The sequence below is a fragment of the Paraliobacillus zengyii genome (assembly GCF_003268595.1).
GTDB classification, from domain to species: Bacteria; Bacillota; Bacilli; order Bacillales; family Amphibacillaceae; genus Paraliobacillus_A; species Paraliobacillus_A zengyii.
The window spans coordinates 3,238,981-3,260,080 of record NZ_CP029797.1 but is presented as its reverse complement, the minus strand read 5'-3'; the positions used below and the strand labels follow the sequence as shown (position 1 = coordinate 3,260,080).

The following is a 21,100-nucleotide window of genomic DNA, read 5'->3' as shown; positions in this document are numbered from 1 at the left end:
GGAATTGTGTTAGTAAAAATTATGCATGTTTTCGGGGAAAATGTGTACGATAAGAAGAATACAATCATTATTTATATAAACAATAGATAAAGCGAGGAATGCAAAAATGCAAAAACTATATGTGCAGGGCGGTACTCCTCTCAATGGAAAAGTGCGGATCAGTGGTGCGAAAAATAGTGCGGTGGCATTGTTGCCAGCAGCTATTTTAGCTGATTCTAAAGTTATTATTGAGGGTTTGCCGAAAATCTCTGACGTCGGTATATTAGGCGAGTTATTAGAAGAAATTGGTGGAGAAGTATCGTGGCATGGACAGACTGTACATATTGATCCTTCGAATATGACATCCATGCCATTACCGAACGGAAAAGTAAAAAAACTAAGAGCTTCCTATTATTTTATGGGCGCTATGTTAGGACGTTTTAAGAAAGCAGTAATTGGCTTACCAGGTGGCTGTCATATTGGACCACGCCCAATTGATCAGCATATTAAAGGGTTTGAAGCACTTGGAGCAAAAGTTACAAATGAACAGGGCGCAATCTATTTACGTGCTGATGAACTAAAAGGTGCACGCATTTACCTTGATGTTGTTAGTGTAGGTGCGACAATCAATATAATGTTAGCAGCTGTAAAAGCAAAAGGGAAAACAATTATTGAGAATGCAGCACGCGAACCAGAAATTATCGATGTGGCTACATTGCTTACTAGTATGGGTGCAAGAATTAAAGGTGCAGGAACAGATGTTATTCGAATTGAAGGTGTGGATTCTCTAACGGGTTGTATGCATACTATTATTCCTGATCGAATAGAAGCAGGAACCTATACCATTATGGCGGCAGCACAGGGGGAGAAAGTGTTGATTGATAATGTTATTCCACAACACTTAGAGCCATTACTCGCTAAACTTCGTGAAATGGGTGTTCAAATTGAAGAAGGGGAAGAACAGTTACTGATCACTCGATCAAAAGACCTAAAGAGTGTTGATATCAAAACTCTGGTACATCCAGGCTTTCCTACCGATTTACAGCAACCTTTTACATCGTTGTTAACGAGTTCAACTGGAACAGGTGTTGTAACGGATACAATTTATCAAGCGCGTTTTAAACACATAGATGAGCTCCGTAGAATGAATGCACAGATAAAAGTTGAAGGAAGTTCAGCAATTGTTTCAGGTCCTGTTCAATTAGAAGGAGCAAAAGTGAAGGCTAGCGACCTTCGTGCTGGTGCAGCCTTAATTGTTGCAGGTTTGATGGCGAATGGTATAACAGAAATAACAGGATTAGAACATATTGATCGTGGTTATGAAGAGTTAACAGAGAAACTGACTAAATTAGGCGCGATTATTTGGCGCGAAGAGATGACAGATAGTGAAATTGAACAATTTCAAAACTCATAAATACAATGAAAAGAGTAAACAGGAAGCTAGTAACTAAAATATGCTTCCTGTATTTTTTTCCAAATCCTCTTAATATTACTACCTCAATAACGCTTCTTAATTTTATTTTTTTGCAATAATCTAGTCAACTTGTGCTAAAATAAAATTATAGATTGAATAATCTATAATAAAAAGGTACGATATAAGAGGTTTAAGTATTTAAGAAAAGGGTATCCTTTGTAGCAATGAACAAACTTCTATTCTATCTTTAAGAGTTGAATCTATTTTTTACTCCCATAAAGACGGTCTACTAGCTAGATATAACAATGAATTCCTTCGCCTAACTTCTTGAATAAATGTGTAAAAAACCAGATGCTTTCTACGCTGCATACATATTTCACAGCAGGATATTTACACAACTTAGCAGACTTCAAATACAAGAAGTATCCAAAGAATTAAGTAGCTTCTATATAATAAAGGAATAATTTTTTACAGTTGAATAGATTACAGGATGGACATGCTTGTTTATTTATAATTAAGATGGCCATGTTGTGTGTTTAAATAATTAAATAGGTGTGGTGATTGTGTGAACGAAGTAACTATTTCTCAATTAGAGACCATGACATTGAAAGACCTTTATACTCAGGCAAAAGAGTTTAAAGTATCTTACTATGCCAAATTAACAAAAAAAGAATTAATATTCGCAATTTTGAAGGCACAAGCTGAAAAAGGTGGATATTTATTCATGGATGGTGTGTTAGAAATAATTCCATCAGAAGGATTTGGTTTTTTACGACCAATTAATTATTCTCCAAGTGCAGAAGATATTTATATCTCAGCATCTCAAATACGTCGATTTGACTTACGAAACGGTGATAAAGTTTCTGGTAAGGTACGACCACCAAAAGAAAATGAACGTTATTATGGATTGTTACATGTTGATGCTGTAAACGGAGAAAATCCTGAAATGGCAAAAGAACGGGTCCATTTTCCGGCGCTTACTGCTTTATATCCGAATCGTTTAATGAATTTAGAGACCGATGAAAAAGCAATATCAACGCGAATTATGGATTTAATAACGCCTGTAGGGTTTGGGCAGCGTGGACTTATTGTTGCACCACCAAAAGCTGGTAAAACGATGTTATTAACTCAAATTGCGAATAGTATAACGAAAAATCATCCGGATGCTAAACTGATAATTTTATTAGTTGACGAACGTCCAGAAGAAGTTACAGATATTGAGCGTTCCGTTCATCCTAATGTGGATGTTGTAAGTTCGACCTTTGATGAAGTTCCTGAAAATCATATTAAAGTATCTGAACTTGTTTTAGAGCGGGCAATGCGTCTTGTCGAGCATAAAAAGGATGTTATTATCTTAATGGATAGTATCACGCGCTTAGCTAGGGCATATAACCTAGTTATTCCTCCAAGCGGTCGTACCTTATCAGGTGGTATTGATCCAGCTGCATTTCATAGACCGAAACGATTCTTCGGTGCTGCACGTAATATCGAAGAAGGTGGTAGTTTCACTATCTTAGCAACTGCTTTAGTCGAAACAGGTTCGCGGATGGATGATGTTATTTATGAAGAATTCAAAGGTACTGGTAACATGGAATTACATTTAGATAGAGCCTTGGCACAACGCCGTATTTTCCCGGCGATTGATATTTTGCCTTCAGGTACAAGAAAAGAAGAACTGTTATTACCACAAGCACAACTGGATATACTATGGGCTGTGCGTAAATCGATGCAGGATTCATCTGATTTCTTAGATCGCTTCTTACGTAAGATTCGTTCAACCAAAACAAACTTAGAGTTTTACGAGCAGCTAGAGACAGAAATGAAACGAAAAGGAACGATGAAGAAGTAATCCTAGTAAAAAATAAAACTAGCTATTGCAAACGTCAAATCAGACTGTTATAATCTTTCAGTGTGAGTTCTAAAAGAATATGTATATTAAACAGTTTTTAAAATTGTGTAATATAGCTAAATAATAACTCTGTTTCTAAGGGATTCAGGGCAGAAGGAGTGGAACAATATGAAAGAGGGCATTCATCCAGAATACAAAAAAGTTGTATTTCTTGATACAAGTTCTGATTACAAATTTCTTAGTGGATCAACGAAATCTTCCGACGAGACAATCGAATGGGAAGACGGTAACACATACCCGTTAATCCGTGTAGAGGTAAGTTCAGATTCTCATCCTTTCTATACTGGTAAACAAAAAGCAGATAAAGCTGGCGGCCGTGTAGATCGCTTTAAGAAAAAATATAAGCTTAACTAAGTCACTTCATTGTGCTAGTTAGAGTAAGAAGCCATTCTTCATTTTGAAGGGTGGCTTATCTTAACTAATGTTGACGAGAAAACAGGCGAATTATCTTCTTTTGCCTGTTTTTTTCTTTTTAAATAGTGTGTAAAAATGAAAAATAAACCTTTGTTCCAAGAGCAATGAACAAAATAGATGGAATATGTATATAATGCTACTAGATGTTCTCTAATACAGCTTGTTTTACATATGAAAGGAGAGGCAATACGTGTATGTTATGAAGCAAAGTGGATGGGTAGAACTCATCTGTGGTAGTATGTTTTCGGGGAAATCAGAGGAACTTATTCGACGTGTCAGAAGAGCGACATATGGTAATTTATCTGTTCGAGTTTTTAAACCAGCAATTGATGATCGGTATGCAAAAGAATCCGTAGTCTCTCACAATGGAAATACTATTTTAGCTCGCCCAGTTTCATGTGCTGACGATATTATCGCTGAAATGGATGACTCAATTGATGTTGTAGGTATCGATGAGGTTCAATTTTTTGATGATAAGATTGTTGAAATAATAGATGAATTAGCCAATCATGGTCACCGTGTAATTGTTGCTGGTTTAGACACTGATTTTCGTGGGGAGCCGTTTGGTCCTGTTCCGGCGATAATGGCATTAAGTGAATCCGTCTCTAAATTAAATGCTATTTGCCCTATTTGTGGCTCACCTGCAAGTAGAACGCAACGTTTAATCGATGATTTACCTGCCTCTTATGATGATCCAATTATTTTAGTTGGTGCTTCAGAATCGTATGAACCACGCTGCCGCCATCACCACGAAGTTCCAAATAAGCCAAAACAATTACTAAATATAAAAACTTCAGAAAAAACATCTGAATAATGCTAAAGCACCGTCCATGTACGGTGCTTTTTAGTCGATATTTTTATGATGTAACTCTATCACTAATTGAAGATTAAGGCGAAGCGTGGCGATAATTCGATGGAAGGCAGCGGTAATCCGGCGGAGCACGCGATAATTCGACGGAAGGAAGCATTAATTCGGCGGAGCACGCAATAATCCGACGGAGCGAAGCGTTAATTCGGCGGAGCACGCGATAATCCGACGGAAGGAAGCATTAATTCGGCGGAGCACGCGATAATTCGGCGGAGCGAAGCATTAATTCGGCGGAGCACGCAATAATCCGACGGAGCGAAGCGTTAATTCGGCGGAGCACGCGATAATCCGACGAAGCGAAGCGTTAATCCGTCGGACCACCGCAGTAATCCGACGAACCATTCAAAAGTGCGCTATATAAAATTAAAACCTGTCTAGAGCTATTTTGAAACTTTGACTCGGGATATCACCTATACTATAATGAAAAGTATTGTATAATAAATAAGAACGTGCTTTGGAAAAGAAAAAAGAGGTGAATTGCATGCTTGATAAATTACAATCATTAGAAGATCGTTATGAGAAATTAAATGAACTATTAAGTGATCCTGAGATAATTAATGATACGAAGAAACTAAGAGATTACTCAAAAGAACAATCTGACTTAACAGATATTATTGAAGTTTATCGCCAATATAAAGACGTGTCGACAGAACTGCAGGATGCAAAGGTAATGCTTGAGGAAAAATTAGATGCAGATATGCAGGACATGGTCAAAATGGAAATTTCAGAATTAGAAGATCAATTACCAGAATTAGAGGAAAAGTTAAAACTGTTATTACTTCCTAAAGATCCAAATGATGATAAGAGTGTTATTATGGAAATTCGTGGTGCAGCTGGTGGGGATGAAGCAGCATTATTTGCAGCTGATTTATACCGGATGTATGCTCGATTTGCTGAGTCACAAGGTTGGAAGATGGATGTGATGGAATCAAGCTCATCAGGAGTTGGTGGCTATAAAGAGATTATCTTTATGATTAATGGTAAAGGTGCCTATTCCAAGTTAAAATATGAAAATGGTGCCCATCGTGTACAACGTGTACCAGATACAGAGTCAGGTGGACGAATTCATACATCAACTGCAACTGTTGTAGCCATGCCAGAAGCGGAAGAAGTAGAAGTAGATGTACATGAAAAGGATATTCGTGTCGATACATTTACGTCTAGTGGACCAGGCGGACAGAGTGTTAATACAACAATGTCAGCAGTAAGACTAACGCATATGCCTACAGGTACAGTTGTTTCGATTCAAGATGAAAAGTCGCAAATAAAGAACAAAGAAAAAGCGATGAAAATTTTGCGCGCTCGTATTTATGATAAAGTCCGTCAAGAAGCACAAGCAGAATATGACCAAACACGTAAGTCTGCTGTTGGTTCAGGAGATCGTTCAGAACGAATTCGCACATATAATTTTCCGCAAAACCGTGTGACAGATCACCGCATAGGTTTAACTATTCAAAAACTTGATCAAGTTTTAGAAGGTAAACTAATGGAAGTAGTCGATGCATTGATTATGGAAGAGCAAACAAATAAAATGGAACAAATAGGTGAATAACAAATGAAACAGCCTAACTTACAAGAAGTCCTTCGTTGGGCTTCTCTTTTTTTAGAAGAACATAATCGTGAACCACGCGTCGCAGAAATTCTTTTACTACATCATTTAAATTATACGAAATCACAACTCTTAATGAACTTACGCGAACCAATTTCTACTAAGCAATATCACGCTTATCAACAGGATATACACAAACACACAGACACAGGGATTCCGGTTCAACATATAATTGGTTCAGAGTATTTTTATGGACGGAACTTTCATGTAACAAAAGATGTCCTAATTCCAAGACCAGAAACAGAAGAATTGGTGTTAGGTGTTCTTGAACGAACGAAACAAATGAAACGACCAATCAAAGTAGCGGATATTGGAACAGGCAGCGGGATTATTGCAATTACATTAAAGTTGGAAGATCCAACGTTACAAGTAGAAGCATGTGATATTTCAGTAGCGGCGCAGGAAATAGCAGCCAATAATGCAATGCGCTTAGATGCGGAGGTAACGTTTCACCAAAGTGATTTTTTGCAAAAGTGGATAGACAATGGGGAAACGGTAGATGTCATTGTCTCTAATCCCCCTTATATTGCCTGGGAAGAAAAAGAGACGTTAGCAGATACGGTTAGAAATTTCGATCCAGAGCTAGCTTTGTTTGCAAAAGCTAACGGGCTTTTTGCTTATCAACAAATTATAAATCAAGCTAAAATTGTGTTATCCACATGTGGATTACTTGCATTTGAAATAGGTTATCAACAAGCTGCACAGATTAAGAAACTTATTTTGCATGCATTTCCTGATAGTGAGGTAGAAATCTGCCAAGATATAAACGGACGTGATCGCATGATTTTCGTAACCTTAACAAGGAGCAAATTAAACGGTAGTCCTAAAATATAAATTTAAGAGATTACTAGTTTAAAGAAAGAATAACATGCCCATACTAATGCTAAGAAGCAATTAGGGGGCTATTACAAATGAAAAAAATCATACCTATTATTGGACTTTTAGCAGTGTGTATTACACTATTTTCTATGCAAACTTTTGTCAGCGGGGAAGAAACTGTATCAGAAGAAGCTTATCAGGTCATTCCGGACGAGGCGATACGATTAAGAATCCTTGCCAATAGTGATCAAGATAAAGATCAACAGATAAAAAGGTTGGTACGCGATGAAGTAAATGAAGAAATTACGACATGGGTAGAAGACCTGGATGATATTGATGTAGCACGTGAGTTGATTGAGTCTCGACTAGATAAGATTGAAGAGATAGTAAGGAACACGTTGCAAGCGGAAGGGATAGAGATGTCATCCGAGGTATCATACGGCAAGAACGTCAATTTTCCTGATAAAGTATACGGATCTTATGTTTATCCTGCGGGAGAATATGAAGCTATTATGATAACGTTAGGTGAAGGGAAAGGCGCGAATTGGTGGTGTGTACTGTTTCCACCCTTGTGTTTTCTAGATTTTTCTAATGGGACTAGTGTTGCAGCTGCAGAAGAAAAGGATGAACCAGAAGAAAAAGAGGAAGAGGACGTAGAAGTAAAGTTCTTTTTATTCGAATGGTTTAGTTAAATAGGTATAATTCCTTTTTTCTCTCATAAACTGATAGAAAACTAGATTCAATTAGGAGATGATAGGAATGGAATGTCTTTCAACACGCGTAGCAGATCATGCAGTAGTGGATGATTTTTTTCAAGATAAGTGGCCTGACGGGCTAAATGAACAAGAAATATGGGAATCTGGCTATCTAGTAAAAAATGAAGATGAACAAGTTGCATATGCTTTCTTCATGTTACAACCAGTAGAAGAGAATGCGTTTTGGTTAAAAAACTTCTATATTAAACAGGTGTTAGCACCATCATATGTATTGGGATTAATAGAGGTTTGTATTGAAGTAGCACGAAAGAAAGAAGCAAGTAAGCTCTATGTGCATAGTCAGCAAAAGACAATAAGAGATTTAGTTGAACAACTTGGTTTTGAATTGATTGATGAACCAGCATTTCAGCGAGAATCAACAGGAGAATGGTGGATGCTTCCTGTGGGTAAATAAAAATATTATCAACAAGTGTGGATAAACCCTGTTGATAATGTGTGTATAATATGAAGTGCTTGTTAATAATGTCAATTTTATATAAACTAAGTAAACATACAGTAAATAGAGAGTTTTGAATTGTGGACAGAAAGTTGATATGTGGATAACTTGTATATAAATTGTATACAACTTGTGGGTAAACTGTTAATAGTGAAAGGGATTATGATGAAGACAAAATACTGGAAAGCAACAGAAATAGATAGAGAAGGACAACAAGCAATCAGTGAAGCTGCGAACTTATTGAAGCAACAAGAAGTTGTTGCTTTTCCAACAGAAACCGTATATGGATTAGGTGCTGATGCAACGAGTAATCAAGCAGTCAGCAATATATTTGCAGCAAAAGGGCGACCATCAGATAATCCGTTGATCGTCCATCTTGCTAGTCCAGAACAAATTGGACAATATGTTACAACGATTACACCTATTGCAAAAAAACTGATAGAGGCGTTTATGCCAGGACCACTTACTATTATTCTGACGAGTAATGGAAAGATTGCAGAAAATGTTACAGCTGGATTAGATACCATCGGGATCCGAATTCCTGATCATAGGGTAGCTAGAGCGTTATTAGAGGAAACAAATTTACCGGTTGCAGCACCAAGTGCAAATACATCAGGAAAGCCAAGTCCTACAAGCGCTGTTCATGTGTACAATGACTTGAACGGAAAAATTGCTGGGATTATTGATGGCGGTCCAACTGGTGTTGGTCTGGAGTCAACGGTGGTAGATTGTACGATGGAAGTGCCTGTCGTGTTGCGTCCTGGTGGCATAACCCAGGAACAATTAGAAGAAGTGACTGGAGCGCTTGTCTTAGATCATTCGATTAAAAAAGAAGATCAGCCTAAAGCGCCTGGAATGAAATATAATCATTACGAACCGGAAGTACCTTTATATCTAGTTGATGGTGATGTAACTTTTTTTCAATCACAGATTGATCAACTTGAATTAGAAGGGAAAAAAGTTGGTGTCATGGTAAGCGAAGAGCTAGTAGCAAACTTAACGACATCTCATATGAAAATTATCGGTACACAGACAGACTTAACAACTGTCGCTGTGCATCTTTATGATACATTGCGTGCTTTTAACAAAACAGATGTGGATGTTATTCTAGCTGAAGTTTATCCAAAAGCTGGAGTAGGTGAAGCCATTATGAATCGTTTAGAAAAAGCGGCAAGCCAATTGATCAAGCAATAACACGTTAGGTGGCTGATTAGAAGCTCACTTTGGCTGAAGCAAACTTAAATGAGTAAGTGAACTAGCATACCAATTTGTATATTGGTATGCTAGTTTTTGTGTATTTTAGAACAAAGCCTGAACGTGAAACAGGAATTTAAGGCTTGATAAACTTAAGAAGTCTCACAATCAAAAGTTGAAGTTGACCACGTTCTCCTCATTGCGTTTCATCTTTCGAAATTGATAGAAAATGTGACGTAGTGGAACTTTCTTACCCGCTACGTCAGCAAACGATCTTGCTGGGGCGAGTAATCGCAGCCCCAAATGGATTCCCTTTCCATGGACACAGTATGGATAGAAAAGATGAATTGAACTGGATGAAAATAATAATTTACATGCTAATTTCTAGATAACAAAATATAATTAAAATCTGTTCTTTTTATGTAGATTTATACTCTCTGTTAATGATGTGAAGATGGGTATTAGCGTATCAAGTGAAATTGGTGACACTCCAGCAGGAACAGCACGGGCTGAAGATCCACTCGGAAAGCGATCTTTGCTTATCCGAGTTAGCTGAAGCCGTGCCTGCGGAAAGGGAGCCGATTTTACTTGAGGAGCGGGTCAGAATTTCCTGTTACGTCGTAGTTTATAAATGTTTTGTAATAAACGACAATCTTTTATAAAGTAGCTTTTTTGAGACTGCCAAGCAATATATCAGTTATACGCCAAACTCATAACAGCCAAAGATTAGGACTGATTTTTTTGGTGAGAACGTGATAGTGTATATATAATACTTTATGAAAACTTGTAACTATATGAAAAGTAATTGAGCTTAAAAATAAAGGAGGTATGAATAAGTGCCTACTTGTAAAAATTGCAACAAAGAGTGGAGTTGGAAACAAACATTTAAAAAGATGTTTACATTAGATATTGCTATGAAATGTCCACACTGTGGCAAGAAGCAATATTATACAAAACGAGCAAGGAAAAGATCTACAGCCATAGTCTTTATCACTCCCTTTATGTTTCTTTTAAATATGTTTGGTATTTCACTTTTCCTTTCAATTGGAATTTTTCTTGTTTATTGTATTTTAATCCTGGTGATTTATCCGTTTCTGATAGAATTATCGAATGAAGAAGAGTTTCTTTGGTAGTGAATAGGAGTGTCAATGAAGTGGAAATTTAAAATCGATCTACTCATAACGTCTTACTTTCGTGCATATAGTACAATAGCATGTCCGAAAGTAGGGGATAAACAGTGCCGATCGATCAACTTGATCAATATCTATCACTAATAATGATGGCAATTGCGTTAGGCATGGATGCTTTTTCGGTAGGGCTTGGCATGGGTTTACAAGCCTTACGCTTAAAGCGCATCCTTTTTATTGGAATTACGGTTGGCTTCTTTCATATGTTTATGCCGTTTATCGGTATCGTCCTAGGCAAATTCATTTCTGGGCAAATGGAAGGACTTGCTGTAATCGGTGGAGGGTTCCTTTTGTTTGGTTTAGGCATACATATGATATTACAAACATTTGAAAAGGAAGAGAAGATCCCATTGAAACCAATTGGTTTAGGTCTATTGTTATTTGCTTTAAGTGTTAGCCTAGATAGCTTTTCAGTAGGCTTGAGTTTAGGAATGTCTGGAGTTAAAACTTTTTTCGCAATAATTATTTTTGGCTTATCTAGTATGATGTTGACGTGGGCAGGTTTACTTTTAGGAAAGAAGGCCCGCGGTTTACTTGGTGTATATAGTGAGTTATGTGGTGGAAGCATTCTATGTGCATTTGGTCTTCACTTTATTTTTGGCTAAAAAAATATCCGGAACGAAACCGAGCTGCGCGAACCAAACGGAGCTCTTTTTTCTTGTTTTGGTGCTAGTATATAAATATGATATAGTTTTAATAGGTAAAGTTGTCAGTTGAGGAGGAAGCAAGAGATGAAAAACGTTTTATTTATTTGCACGGGAAATACTTGTCGAAGTCCAATGGCAGAAGCGCTACTTAAACATAAATCTGACTTTGAAGTGAAGTCAGCAGGAATTTTTGCATCAATCGGTTCTAAAGCATCACAAGGAACAATCGATGCGTTACAAACTGTTAATATTGAATTGGAACATCAATCACAACCTGTTTCGGAACAACTGTTAGATTGGGCGGATCTTATCCTAACAATGACGATGCAACATAAGCAAACAGTAACCATGCAATATCCACAGGTTCATGACAAAGTTTATACATTAAAAGAATATACACTATTAGATGGACAATCAACATGGGAACAATTAAAAAAAGCATATATCAGATTAGAAGAAAAAAGAGCATTAGTAGTAGCAGAAAAAGATCAAAGTCAATCAGAACAACAGCTCCGTGCTTTTTTACGAGAAGAACAAGATGAAATTGAGCGGTTAGAAGCAGAAATGCCTAATTTTGACATCACAGATCCTTATGGTGGAAGTTCTGAAGTTTATAATCAAACCTTAGAAGAAATGGAAAAATATATTGATATTTTAGTCGAAACGTTAAAAAGCAAAGAATAATTAGAGTGAATTTATCCTAGTGCATTATCGATGCTAACATTCCAATTGGCTCAACTATATCTAAAAAACTTCTAAAAATTTTTAGAAAAAGACTTACTTTATCTGTTCATTTTTCTGTAAAACAAGTAAGATAGTAGATAATAGAATCTATGTTGAACAAAGGAGCGGTTTACTCATGAAAGTAGTAGTGGCTTCGGATCACGGTGGCTATCAATTAGCAAAGCAAATAGGTGTATTACTAGAAGACTTAAGTATTGATTATACGAATATTGGCTCGGATTGTGCTGATTCAGTCGACTATCCCGATTATGGGATTCCGGCAGCAGAACGTGTAGCTAAAGGTGAATTTGATCGTGGGATCTTGATTTGTGGAACTGGTATAGGTATGTCTATTGCTGCAAATAAGGTAAAAGACATTCGGTGTGCATTAGTACATGATGTGTATAGTGCACGTGTTACAAGAGTACATAATGATTCGAATATGTTGGCGATGGGTGCACGTGTAATAGGAGAAGATTTAGCAAAAGAAATAGTGCGTACTTGGATTGGCACGACATTTCAAGGTGGACGTCACGCAGATCGAATAAGTAAATTAAGTGATTACGAAACGAAGCAAGAAGCATAAAGGATGCGAAAATTATGATGCAACTCGAAAAGCAATTACAAGAAATTATTATCGAGTGGAAAAATAGTGGCTATTTAAAAGAAAATAGCCTGTTTGTGATTGGTTGTTCAACAAGTGAAGTAATTGGTGAACATATTGGTACGTCTGGTAGTGAAGAGGTAGCTGAACAGATTTATCAAGCCTTTCAACAATTACAAAAGGAAACAGGTGTTGTCTTAGCCTTTCAGTGTTGTGAACATTTAAATCGAGCGCTCGTAGTTGAACGCCATACAAGTGAAAGATATGGTTATGAGGAAGTGTTTGCTGTACCTGTTCGCAAGGCGGGTGGTTCAATGGCTGCTTTCGCATATAAACAAATGAAAGATCCTGTTGTTGTTGAACAAATAAATGCAGATGCTGGAATTGATATTGGTGAAACCATGATTGGCATGCATTTGAAACATGTAGCAGTTCCACTTCGCCTTAAACAACGCGCTGTTGGGAGCGCTAGAATTAACGCCGCTTATACTAGGCCCAAATTAATTGGTGGACCACGTGCGGTTTATGAACGTTAAGTAGACAGTTTAGTTAGGACACTAACTTTTCTAATATAATAAACGAAGCAACCATATTACTTAGGGGGAATTACAAGATGGAGCATGTGAAACAAAATGATTTAGAGCTTTTCCAAGCAATGGAACAGGAACGCGAGCGTCAAAATGACAAAATTGAGTTAATTGCATCTGAAAACTTTGTCTCTGAAGCAGTAATGGAAGCCCAAGGATCTGTACTTACAAACAAGTACGCGGAAGGCTACCCTGGCAAACGCTATTATGGTGGTTGTGAATATGTTGATATCGCTGAAAATTTGGCACGGGATCGTGCAAAACAGCTATTTGGTGCAGAACACGTTAACGTTCAACCCCATTCGGGAGCGCAAGCAAATATGGCGGTTTATTTCACGATTTTAGAGCCTGGGGATACTGTTTTAGGTATGAACCTTAATCATGGTGGACATTTAACACACGGGAGTCCAGTTAACTTTAGTGGAACGCTTTATAATTTTGAAGATTATGGGGTAGATCCTGATTCAGAGCAAATTGATTACGCTGTTCTATTGGAAAAAGCAATCGAAGTAAAGCCGAAGCTAATTGTTGCTGGTGCTAGTGCTTATTCACGTACAATTGACTTCAAAAAATTCAGAGAAATCGCTGATCAAGTAGGTGCCTATTTGATGGTTGATATGGCTCACATTGCTGGACTTGTAGCAGCAGGTTTGCATCCTGATCCAGTTCCACATGCCCATTTTGTAACGACAACAACGCATAAAACACTTAGAGGTCCGCGCGGTGGAATGATTTTGTGTAAAGAAGAGTTTGCAAAACAAATTGATAAATCTATTTTCCCTGGTATTCAAGGTGGTCCATTAATGCACGTCATTGCAGCGAAAGCAACTGCATTTAAAGAAGCTCTATCGGATGATTTTAAAGTATATGGCCAAAATATTATTGATAATGCAAAACGTTTTGGTGAGACATTACAATCAGAAGGTATTCGCATTGTATCAGGTGGAACGGATAACCATTTATTATTATTAGATGTACGTGATCTTGGATTAACCGGAAAAGTTGCTGAAAAGGCACTAGACGATATTGGGATTACAACAAACAAAAATACCATCCCATTTGATCCAGAAAGTCCATTTGTAACAAGTGGCGTTCGTGTCGGAACTGCAGCTGTAACTACTCGTGGATTTGGTTTAGCAGAAATGGAAGAAGTAGCATCTATCATTGCATTCACATTAAAAAATCACGAAGATGAAACAAAATTACAAGAAGCCAAAACACGTGTGAAGGAATTGACAGCCAAATTCCCTCTATACAAGCGTTAAATCCCTAATAAGAATAATCCCTAACCAGATTAACGGTTAGGGATTATTTTAAATGACTGTTCTCTAAAAAAATGATGTTTTGGTAATAATACATAATAGTGGACCCGCAGATCAAATGAAATGGTTTCCCTTTCTTTGAGCACAGCCTTATCTAACTCTGATAAGCAAAATGCGCCTTCCGAGTGGATCTACTTCTATGTGCAAAACAGAATCAATCAGTAAATTATTATGTTACTAACTGTTGGATTTGTTTATAGTTGTTGAAGAACTGGGATTGATGATAGCGTTCTCTGGTGACATATCTAAAAAGTATTTAAGAACGATTTTAAAGCGTTCAACGCCATCGTTATCCTGTCACCCCTTTTTTCTGATTACTTAACTATACTAAGAAAAAACGCGCAATATTCGTAAAAATATGTTGATTATTAATTATTAATTATTTTATAGTAATTATTAAACAGTAGCTATGCATGGAAGATTAGCATACGATCCATAAAGTAATCCGTAGATACGAAGTCCTGTGGGAACAGCAAATGTTTTCGATGGGATGAGTAATCGCAATCCCACGGACTGAAGATCCACTTCGGAAAGCGATTTTTACTTTCCGAAGTTAGCTGAAGTCGTGCCCACGGAAAGCGAAGTATCTACGGATTACGGTAGCGTAGACTTCAGGTATAAATATTGCAGGCAAAGGTTTCATTAATAATTTCCTGAATATAAGAGTGACTTTTTGATTAGCTGAAGCCGTGCCTGCGGAAAGGGAGCCGATTTCATTTGAGGAGCGGGTAATAAAGTCACAGGTTTTCGTAAATAGCTTATTAAATCGTAACATTTATCAAAAAAACAAAATTAATTAGTGTCTTAACTTGAAACAATGCATTTTTTTCAGTACACTTTTAAAGATGCAAAAAAAGATAAGGAGTGATCGGAAGTGGGAAATGTATTTGTACTGGATCATCCATTAATACAACACAAACTGACGTATATTCGAAATAAAGAAACGGGTACAAAAGAATTTCGTGAATTAGTTGATGAAGTGGCCGGTTTAATGGCTTTTGAAATTACCAGAGATCTACCTGTAGAGGAAAAAACAATAGAAACACCAGTAACTACTGCAGTTACAAAAACATTAAGTGGAAAGAAAATTGGTTTAATACCTATTTTACGTGCCGGATTAGGTATGGTAGACGGCGTATTACGCTTAATTCCAGCAGCAAAAGTAGGACATGTTGGCCTTTATCGCGATCCAGAAACATTATTACCAGTAGAATATTATATTAAATTACCTTCTGATATTGAAGAGCGTGAATTAATTGTCATTGATCCAATGCTTGCTACCGGTGGTTCTGCTAATGATGCGATTGAATCATTGAAGAAGCGCGGCGCAACAAATATTAAATTGATGTGTTTAGTAGCAGCACCAGAAGGCGTAGAATTGATTAAAAAAAATCATCCTGATGTAGATATCTATCTTGCAGCATTAGATGAAAAATTAAATGATCATGGCTATATCGTTCCGGGTCTAGGTGACGCGGGTGACCGTTTATTCGGTACCAAATAATATTGTGAAAAAAGCGCTACCTATGCCATATATGTAGCGCTTTTCTTCTGAAAAGGAGGAAGTGTGACACATGACAAAACGAATCAAAGTAATGACGGTATTTGGAACACGACCAGAAGCGATTAAAATGGCACCACTCGTACTAGAATTAAAAAAACGTTCAGAACAATTTGAACCGATTGTTACGGTCACAGCCCAACACCGTGAGATGCTTGATCAAGTCTTAACGATTTTTAATATAAAGCCAGATTATGATCTAAATATAATGAAAGCTCGCCAAACGCTAGCTGAAATTACAACACGTGCACTTGAAGGTTTAGACAAGGTAATGAAAGAGACAAAGCCTGATATTGTCCTAGTTCACGGCGATACGACCACGACATTTGCGGCATCCTTAGCAGCTTATTACAATCAAATTGTAGTGGGTCACGTTGAAGCTGGACTTCGGACGTGGAATAAATACTCGCCTTATCCGGAAGAGATGAATCGTCAATTAACAGGTGTAATGGCGGACCTTCACTTTGCTCCTACTACTAGCGCAAGAGAAATCTATTAGCAGAAAACAAAGCAGAAGAGAATATTTTTGTAACAGGTAACACCACGATAGATGCACTTAAAACGACTGTTAATGCAAGTTATACGAGTAAAGTTTTAGATGAAATAGAGGGAAAAAGACTTGTGTTAATGACAGCACATCGACGAGAGAACCTGGGCGAGAATATGCAACAAATGTTTCGTGCAATCAAACGTCTTGTAGAAAAACATCAAGATATCCATGTGTTATATCCTGTTCACCTTAATCCAGTTGTCCAAGAAACTGCTGATCAAATTCTAGGAAATGACAAGCGTATTACTTTAATTGACCCGCTTGGCGTTGTTGATTTCCATAACTTCGCGTCACGAGCATACCTCATTTTAACGGATTCTGGTGGCGTACAAGAAGAAGCGCCATCATTAGGCGTGCCTGTATTGGTACTTCGTGATACGACAGAACGTCCAGAGGGTGTAGCGGCAGGGACACTAAAACTAGCTGGCACAGATGAAGAAATGATATTTCAATTAGCAGATCAATTACTGTCTGACGATACAAAACATCAAGAAATGGCACAAGCATCGAATCCATATGGAGATGGAGAAGCAAGTGCACGTATTGCGGAAGCTATTCGATATTTTTTTAAGGAAGCTAGCGATAAACCAGCTACTTTTATAACAAAATAGTTTTTGAAAAAGAACTTCTAAATAGGAAGTTCTTTTTTTATGTAAGATTGCATTCTATCCGCACACGTACATTAAATTAAAGCAAGTAACTAAAAAAGTATAGGGTACGGATTTTTTTCACATACTATCGTAAAAACAAGGAGAAAAACATTGTATGCGAACCAGAGCCATTCTATCTATTCTTATTGCGCTAGTCTTTATCATCCCCCCGATTACAAGTCAAGCGCAAACAGAGACACAATCAATTATTATAGAAGTGGAAGGGAATCCACACGAACAAAAAGAATATATTGAAGCATACTATCCAACAGTCGAAGTGCTCGAAGTTTATGATACCCTCTTTCAAGGGCTAGCATTACGTGGTAAAGCGCATCAGTTAGACCGTCTGAATGGATTAGATTTTCTGAAAAAAGCTTATCCAGTCCAAACGTATCAAATAACAGAAGAAGCTCCGATTAACGAGAGTGTTCCTTTTCTACTACAAGATGAAGTAACACAAGAATCCTTATCTTATACAGGTAAAGGTGTAAAGATTGGTGTGATAGATACAGGTATTGATTATCAACATCCTGATTTAGAAAAGAACTATAAAGGTGGATTCGATCTTGTTGATATGGACGCGGATCCAATGGAAACACAAGTAGAACAAGGATTACCGACTATCCATGGGACACATGTTGCCGGCATTATCGCTGCGAACGGAAAGATGAAAGGTGTAGCACCTGATGCAGATCTTTATGGTTATCGCGCACTAGGACCAGGTGGTGCTGGAACGTCCGTGCAAGTCATCGCAGCCTTAGAGAAGGCAGTGAAAGACGGGATGGATATCATTAATATGTCACTTGGCAATACTATTAATGGTCCAGATTGGCCGACTAGTATAGCTGTTAACCGTGCAGTAGATGAGGGTGTGTCCGTTGTGATCGCGAATGGAAATTCTGGTCCAGATGATTGGACAGTAGGTTCTCCTGCAACAGCAACAAAGTCGATAGGAGTTGGTTCCTCCACACCTCCAATCAAGACAGCTTCTTTATACGATAGTTTTGAAAATAAAAAAATAGAGCTTATCACATTAGCAGGCGCACCAGCATGGGATTTACAGAAAAAATATCCGATAGTAAATGGTGGGGATGGAAAGAAGGCAATACCTGATGCAAGAGGGAAGATCGTTTTAATAGAACGAGGAGATATTTCATTCACGGAAAAGGCCAAACAAGCAGAAACTTCAGGAGCAGCTGCTGTGCTTATATATAATAATGAAAAAGGCACCTTTCAAGGCGGAATGGAGCAAGAGATTTCTATTCCAGTTACAGGTATATCACAAGCAGATGGCGAGTGGTTGTTAGACCAATTGGACACGCACAGCTATTGGATTGAGACAGATTATCAGATCACACAAGATCAAATTTCAGATTTTAGCTCACGTGGCCCTGTAACGGCTAACTGGCAAATCAAACCTGAAATTGTTGCACCTGGAGCACAAATCACAAGCACAGTCCCAGGTGGTTATCAAACACTTCAAGGAACAAGTATGGCTGCCCCGCATATTGCAGGTTCACTTGCTGTTTTAAAAGAAGCACATCCTGATTGGACGCCAACTCAATTAAAAGGGGCACTCCTGACCCAAGCGTTACCACTGACGGATGGGGAACAATTATATGAGCCGATTGAGCAAGGGATGGGTAGAATCAGATTATCAGAATCGATTAATACCGCAACGATTATTACGAATCCATTACTATCATTTGGTAAAATTAATACCGGAAAAGAAAGCAACGTTGTAAATCTTGAAGTGAAAAATGTATCAGGTAAACCACAAACCTATTCTTTTGACTTACCTGAACAAACAAAGGGATTACGTTGGTATACACCAAAGACTTTCACGATTGAGCCGGGTCAAACAGAGCAAGTTCCAATCGAATTAGCGATTACGAGCAGTTTACTGGAACCAGGACTTTATCAGGGGTGGTTAGAACTTTCAAATCAAGAACAAACCTTTTCTTTACCTTACATGTATGTGAATCAAATGAGTAATTTCCCTAAAGCAATGGGTTTTGAATTAGAGTTAACCCCTTTTCAGGAAAAAAATTATACGTATCGCTTTTACTCACCAGAGGTTGCAGAAAAAATTACGGTTGATTTATATGATCCGAATACCCTGACATTTCAACAGACACTATTTAGTCTAGATGATCCTGAACCAGGTGTAATAGAAGGGGAAATCCCATTGAAATTAATGCCTAAAAAAGGGGAATATATTGCTGATATTTCTGTTGAGACTGAAAAAGAAGAAGTTTTTCACTATCAAATGAATATATTGATTGAGTAATATAACGGATATTGGTAAGATAGTGATAGCAAATTTTAAATCTTCAAAATTTAATAGTAGAATTCACAAAATTGTCTCTACCTTTATAGTGAATAATCCATTATAATAGTAAATAGACATTTTAAACCAAGCTATGTATTCTTTGGGAGTAGCTAGCTATTTAGATGTTTTCTAAATAGAACCTGCTTTTTTTTACCGAAACTCCCTTAAATACAGCGTGCCTAAAGAAATTAAATTTTGATTTATGATAGGGTTTTCATGTGACTTTTATCACTGACAATACTTTTCTGATTTAAAGCCTTGCGAATATATAGGCTATTTGTCATAATTTGTTGATGGAATCGAACAATGAATAGGTGACTCATACGTTTTTGGAGGACGACGGATCATGCATGAATATGAACAAATGATATCTCGTCAGAAAAAATGGATGTTTTATTATCTTGCGATTCTAGCTTTAGGTACGGCGCTAACATCTTACCATAGTATATTTAATGGTTTGTTACTTGGTAGTGCAGTTAGTTTTTATAATCTCTGGTTGCTCCAAAGGAAAATGAAAAAGCTAGGTGAAGCTATTGTAAATAACAAAAAGATTTTTAGTCTCGGAACATTAGTCCGATTTGGTTCAATTGCAGTATCTGTCTTAATTGCATTAGAATTTGAGCAGTATTTTCATTTTATTGCAGTGATTATCGGATTAATGACAATGTATGTTGTTATTATGGTAGATGGCTTATTATTCCTAACAAGAGATTAATTTTCAGGAAAAGAGGTGAAACAAGTGGACCACGAATCACCAATGGTATATGATTTTCTTGGTATTTCAGGACTCAACTTTAACGCGTCAACTGTACTGATGATCTTTGTAGCATCAGCCATTGTATTTATTCTTGGTTTTGTAGGTAGTCGTAAGTTGCAAACGAAACCAACTGGTATGCAGAATGCGATGGAGCTTCTTATCGACTTCGTAAAGGGCATTATTGGCGATACAATGGATTGGCGCAGTGGGAAAATGTTTTTGCCTTTAGGACTCACATTAATTTTATACATCTTTATTAGCAATATTTTAGGTGTTATTATGATGGGGGTATACGATCATGAGTTATGGTGGAAATCACCGACATCTGACGTAGGTATAACATTGTCACTTGCAGCATTTATTATGATTCTTTCAAACTTTTATGGGATTAAAATTAAAGGTATGAAAGGTTATTTTAAAGATATGACAAGCCCAGTTGCATTCATCTTACCATTTAAGTTAATCGAGGAAATCACGAATACAATGACACTTGGTTTTCGTTTGTTTGGTAATATTTTTGCAGGGGAGATTTTATTATCCCTTATAGCCCAAATGGCATTTATGGCTGGACCAGGTAGCTATATTTTTTCACTGGTACCGATGATTGTATGGCAAGGATTTAGTTTATTTGTTGGGGCGATTCAAGCCTTTGTATTCACTATGTTAACGATGGTTTACATGTCGCATAAAGTGGCAGATGATCATTAATTATAATGTAGAAACTAATAAAATTTTTACATATTTTAAAAGGAGGAATTTTTA

Annotated in this window: 19 protein-coding genes and 1 pseudogene; all 20 read left to right on the top strand. The window is 37.3% G+C overall.

All coding sequences use genetic code 11. The features are described 5' to 3' along the window. The first annotated feature begins 106 nt into the window (after positions 1–106). Positions 107–1,393 carry a UDP-N-acetylglucosamine 1-carboxyvinyltransferase gene (locus DM447_RS16135; protein ID WP_112182215.1) on the top strand — a complete coding sequence of 429 codons (1,287 nt, stop codon included), beginning with the start codon at positions 107–109 and terminating at the stop codon, positions 1,391–1,393. Positions 1,394–1,958: 565 nt separating this feature from the next. Then, complete coding sequence (gene rho / locus DM447_RS16130; protein WP_112182214.1) at positions 1,959–3,242, top strand: transcription termination factor Rho; 1,284 nt, start codon at positions 1,959–1,961, stop codon at positions 3,240–3,242. Between the two features lie 168 nt (positions 3,243–3,410). After that, positions 3,411–3,656 (top strand): type B 50S ribosomal protein L31, encoded by a 246-nt coding sequence (locus tag DM447_RS16125; protein WP_112182213.1) that lies wholly within the window; start codon positions 3,411–3,413, stop codon positions 3,654–3,656. Between the two features lie 250 nt (positions 3,657–3,906). After that, positions 3,907–4,530, top strand: a complete 624-nt coding sequence (locus DM447_RS16120) for a thymidine kinase (RefSeq protein WP_112182212.1) — start codon at positions 3,907–3,909, stop codon at positions 4,528–4,530. 535 nt (positions 4,531–5,065) lie between these two features. After that, positions 5,066–6,136 (top strand): peptide chain release factor 1, encoded by a 1,071-nt coding sequence (prfA, locus tag DM447_RS16115; RefSeq protein WP_112182211.1) that lies wholly within the window; start codon positions 5,066–5,068, stop codon positions 6,134–6,136. A gap of 3 nt (positions 6,137–6,139) precedes the next feature. After that, positions 6,140–7,027: a peptide chain release factor N(5)-glutamine methyltransferase gene (prmC, locus tag DM447_RS16110; RefSeq protein ID WP_112182210.1), complete on the top strand. Its 888-nt coding sequence runs from the start codon at positions 6,140–6,142 to the stop codon at positions 7,025–7,027. Positions 7,028–7,104: 77 nt separating this feature from the next. Continuing rightward, on the top strand, positions 7,105–7,704 hold the full coding sequence (spoIIR, locus tag DM447_RS16105; RefSeq protein ID WP_112182209.1) for a stage II sporulation protein R: 600 nt from the start codon (positions 7,105–7,107) through the stop codon (positions 7,702–7,704). A 67-nt stretch (positions 7,705–7,771) separates the two neighbouring features. After that, complete coding sequence (locus DM447_RS16100) at positions 7,772–8,182, top strand: GNAT family N-acetyltransferase (RefSeq protein ID WP_112182208.1); 411 nt, start codon at positions 7,772–7,774, stop codon at positions 8,180–8,182. Between the two features lie 207 nt (positions 8,183–8,389). Further along, positions 8,390–9,418 (top strand): L-threonylcarbamoyladenylate synthase, encoded by a 1,029-nt coding sequence (locus tag DM447_RS16095; RefSeq protein WP_112182207.1) that lies wholly within the window; start codon positions 8,390–8,392, stop codon positions 9,416–9,418. An 836-nt stretch (positions 9,419–10,254) separates the two neighbouring features. After that, the gene (locus DM447_RS16090) at positions 10,255–10,551 is read left to right on the top strand and encodes a TIGR04104 family putative zinc finger protein (RefSeq protein WP_112182206.1); all 297 of its coding nucleotides are present in this window, start codon (positions 10,255–10,257) and stop codon (positions 10,549–10,551) included. Between the two features lie 104 nt (positions 10,552–10,655). Beyond that, complete coding sequence (locus DM447_RS16085) at positions 10,656–11,210, top strand: manganese efflux pump MntP (RefSeq protein ID WP_112182205.1); 555 nt, start codon at positions 10,656–10,658, stop codon at positions 11,208–11,210. Between the two features lie 126 nt (positions 11,211–11,336). Continuing rightward, positions 11,337–11,936 carry a low molecular weight protein arginine phosphatase gene (locus tag DM447_RS16080; protein WP_112182204.1) on the top strand — a complete coding sequence of 200 codons (600 nt, stop codon included), beginning with the start codon at positions 11,337–11,339 and terminating at the stop codon, positions 11,934–11,936. 175 nt (positions 11,937–12,111) lie between these two features. Beyond that, positions 12,112–12,561: a ribose 5-phosphate isomerase B gene (gene rpiB, locus DM447_RS16075; RefSeq protein ID WP_112182203.1), complete on the top strand. Its 450-nt coding sequence runs from the start codon at positions 12,112–12,114 to the stop codon at positions 12,559–12,561. Between the two features lie 14 nt (positions 12,562–12,575). Further along, on the top strand, positions 12,576–13,115 hold the full coding sequence (locus DM447_RS16070) for a TIGR01440 family protein (protein WP_112182202.1): 540 nt from the start codon (positions 12,576–12,578) through the stop codon (positions 13,113–13,115). A 77-nt stretch (positions 13,116–13,192) separates the two neighbouring features. Further along, positions 13,193–14,431, top strand: a complete 1,239-nt coding sequence (locus tag DM447_RS16065) for a serine hydroxymethyltransferase (protein WP_112182201.1) — start codon at positions 13,193–13,195, stop codon at positions 14,429–14,431. A 931-nt stretch (positions 14,432–15,362) separates the two neighbouring features. Beyond that, on the top strand, positions 15,363–15,992 hold the full coding sequence (upp, locus tag DM447_RS16060; protein ID WP_112182200.1) for a uracil phosphoribosyltransferase: 630 nt from the start codon (positions 15,363–15,365) through the stop codon (positions 15,990–15,992). Positions 15,993–16,062: 70 nt separating this feature from the next. Beyond that, positions 16,063–17,210: pseudogene (gene wecB, locus DM447_RS16055) on the top strand (non-hydrolyzing UDP-N-acetylglucosamine 2-epimerase). Between the two features lie 154 nt (positions 17,211–17,364). After that, positions 17,365–19,539 carry a S8 family serine peptidase gene (locus tag DM447_RS16050; RefSeq protein ID WP_112182199.1) on the top strand — a complete coding sequence of 725 codons (2,175 nt, stop codon included), beginning with the start codon at positions 17,365–17,367 and terminating at the stop codon, positions 19,537–19,539. A gap of 388 nt (positions 19,540–19,927) precedes the next feature. After that, on the top strand, positions 19,928–20,296 hold the full coding sequence (locus DM447_RS16045) for an ATP synthase subunit I (RefSeq protein ID WP_112182198.1): 369 nt from the start codon (positions 19,928–19,930) through the stop codon (positions 20,294–20,296). A 24-nt stretch (positions 20,297–20,320) separates the two neighbouring features. Further along, on the top strand, positions 20,321–21,046 hold the full coding sequence (gene atpB, locus DM447_RS16040) for a F0F1 ATP synthase subunit A (RefSeq protein ID WP_112182197.1): 726 nt from the start codon (positions 20,321–20,323) through the stop codon (positions 21,044–21,046). The last annotated feature ends 54 nt before the right edge of the window (positions 21,047–21,100 follow it).

Coding starts and splice junctions, on each gene's coding strand:
- DM447_RS16080 (WP_112182204.1), top strand. CDS start 11,337: ATGAAAAACGTTTTATTTATTTGCACGGGAAATACTTGTCGAAGTCCA.
- DM447_RS16070 (WP_112182202.1), top strand. CDS start 12,576: ATGATGCAACTCGAAAAGCAATTACAAGAAATTATTATCGAGTGGAAA.
- DM447_RS16125 (WP_112182213.1), top strand. CDS start 3,411: ATGAAAGAGGGCATTCATCCAGAATACAAAAAAGTTGTATTTCTTGAT.
- DM447_RS16065 (WP_112182201.1), top strand. CDS start 13,193: ATGGAGCATGTGAAACAAAATGATTTAGAGCTTTTCCAAGCAATGGAA.
- DM447_RS16050 (WP_112182199.1), top strand. CDS start 17,365: ATGCGAACCAGAGCCATTCTATCTATTCTTATTGCGCTAGTCTTTATC.
- prfA (WP_112182211.1), top strand. CDS start 5,066: ATGCTTGATAAATTACAATCATTAGAAGATCGTTATGAGAAATTAAAT.
- rpiB (WP_112182203.1), top strand. CDS start 12,112: ATGAAAGTAGTAGTGGCTTCGGATCACGGTGGCTATCAATTAGCAAAG.
- prmC (WP_112182210.1), top strand. CDS start 6,140: ATGAAACAGCCTAACTTACAAGAAGTCCTTCGTTGGGCTTCTCTTTTT.
- spoIIR (WP_112182209.1), top strand. CDS start 7,105: ATGAAAAAAATCATACCTATTATTGGACTTTTAGCAGTGTGTATTACA.
- DM447_RS16100 (WP_112182208.1), top strand. CDS start 7,772: ATGGAATGTCTTTCAACACGCGTAGCAGATCATGCAGTAGTGGATGAT.
- DM447_RS16095 (WP_112182207.1), top strand. CDS start 8,390: ATGAAGACAAAATACTGGAAAGCAACAGAAATAGATAGAGAAGGACAA.
- DM447_RS16135 (WP_112182215.1), top strand. CDS start 107: ATGCAAAAACTATATGTGCAGGGCGGTACTCCTCTCAATGGAAAAGTG.
- DM447_RS16045 (WP_112182198.1), top strand. CDS start 19,928: ATGCATGAATATGAACAAATGATATCTCGTCAGAAAAAATGGATGTTT.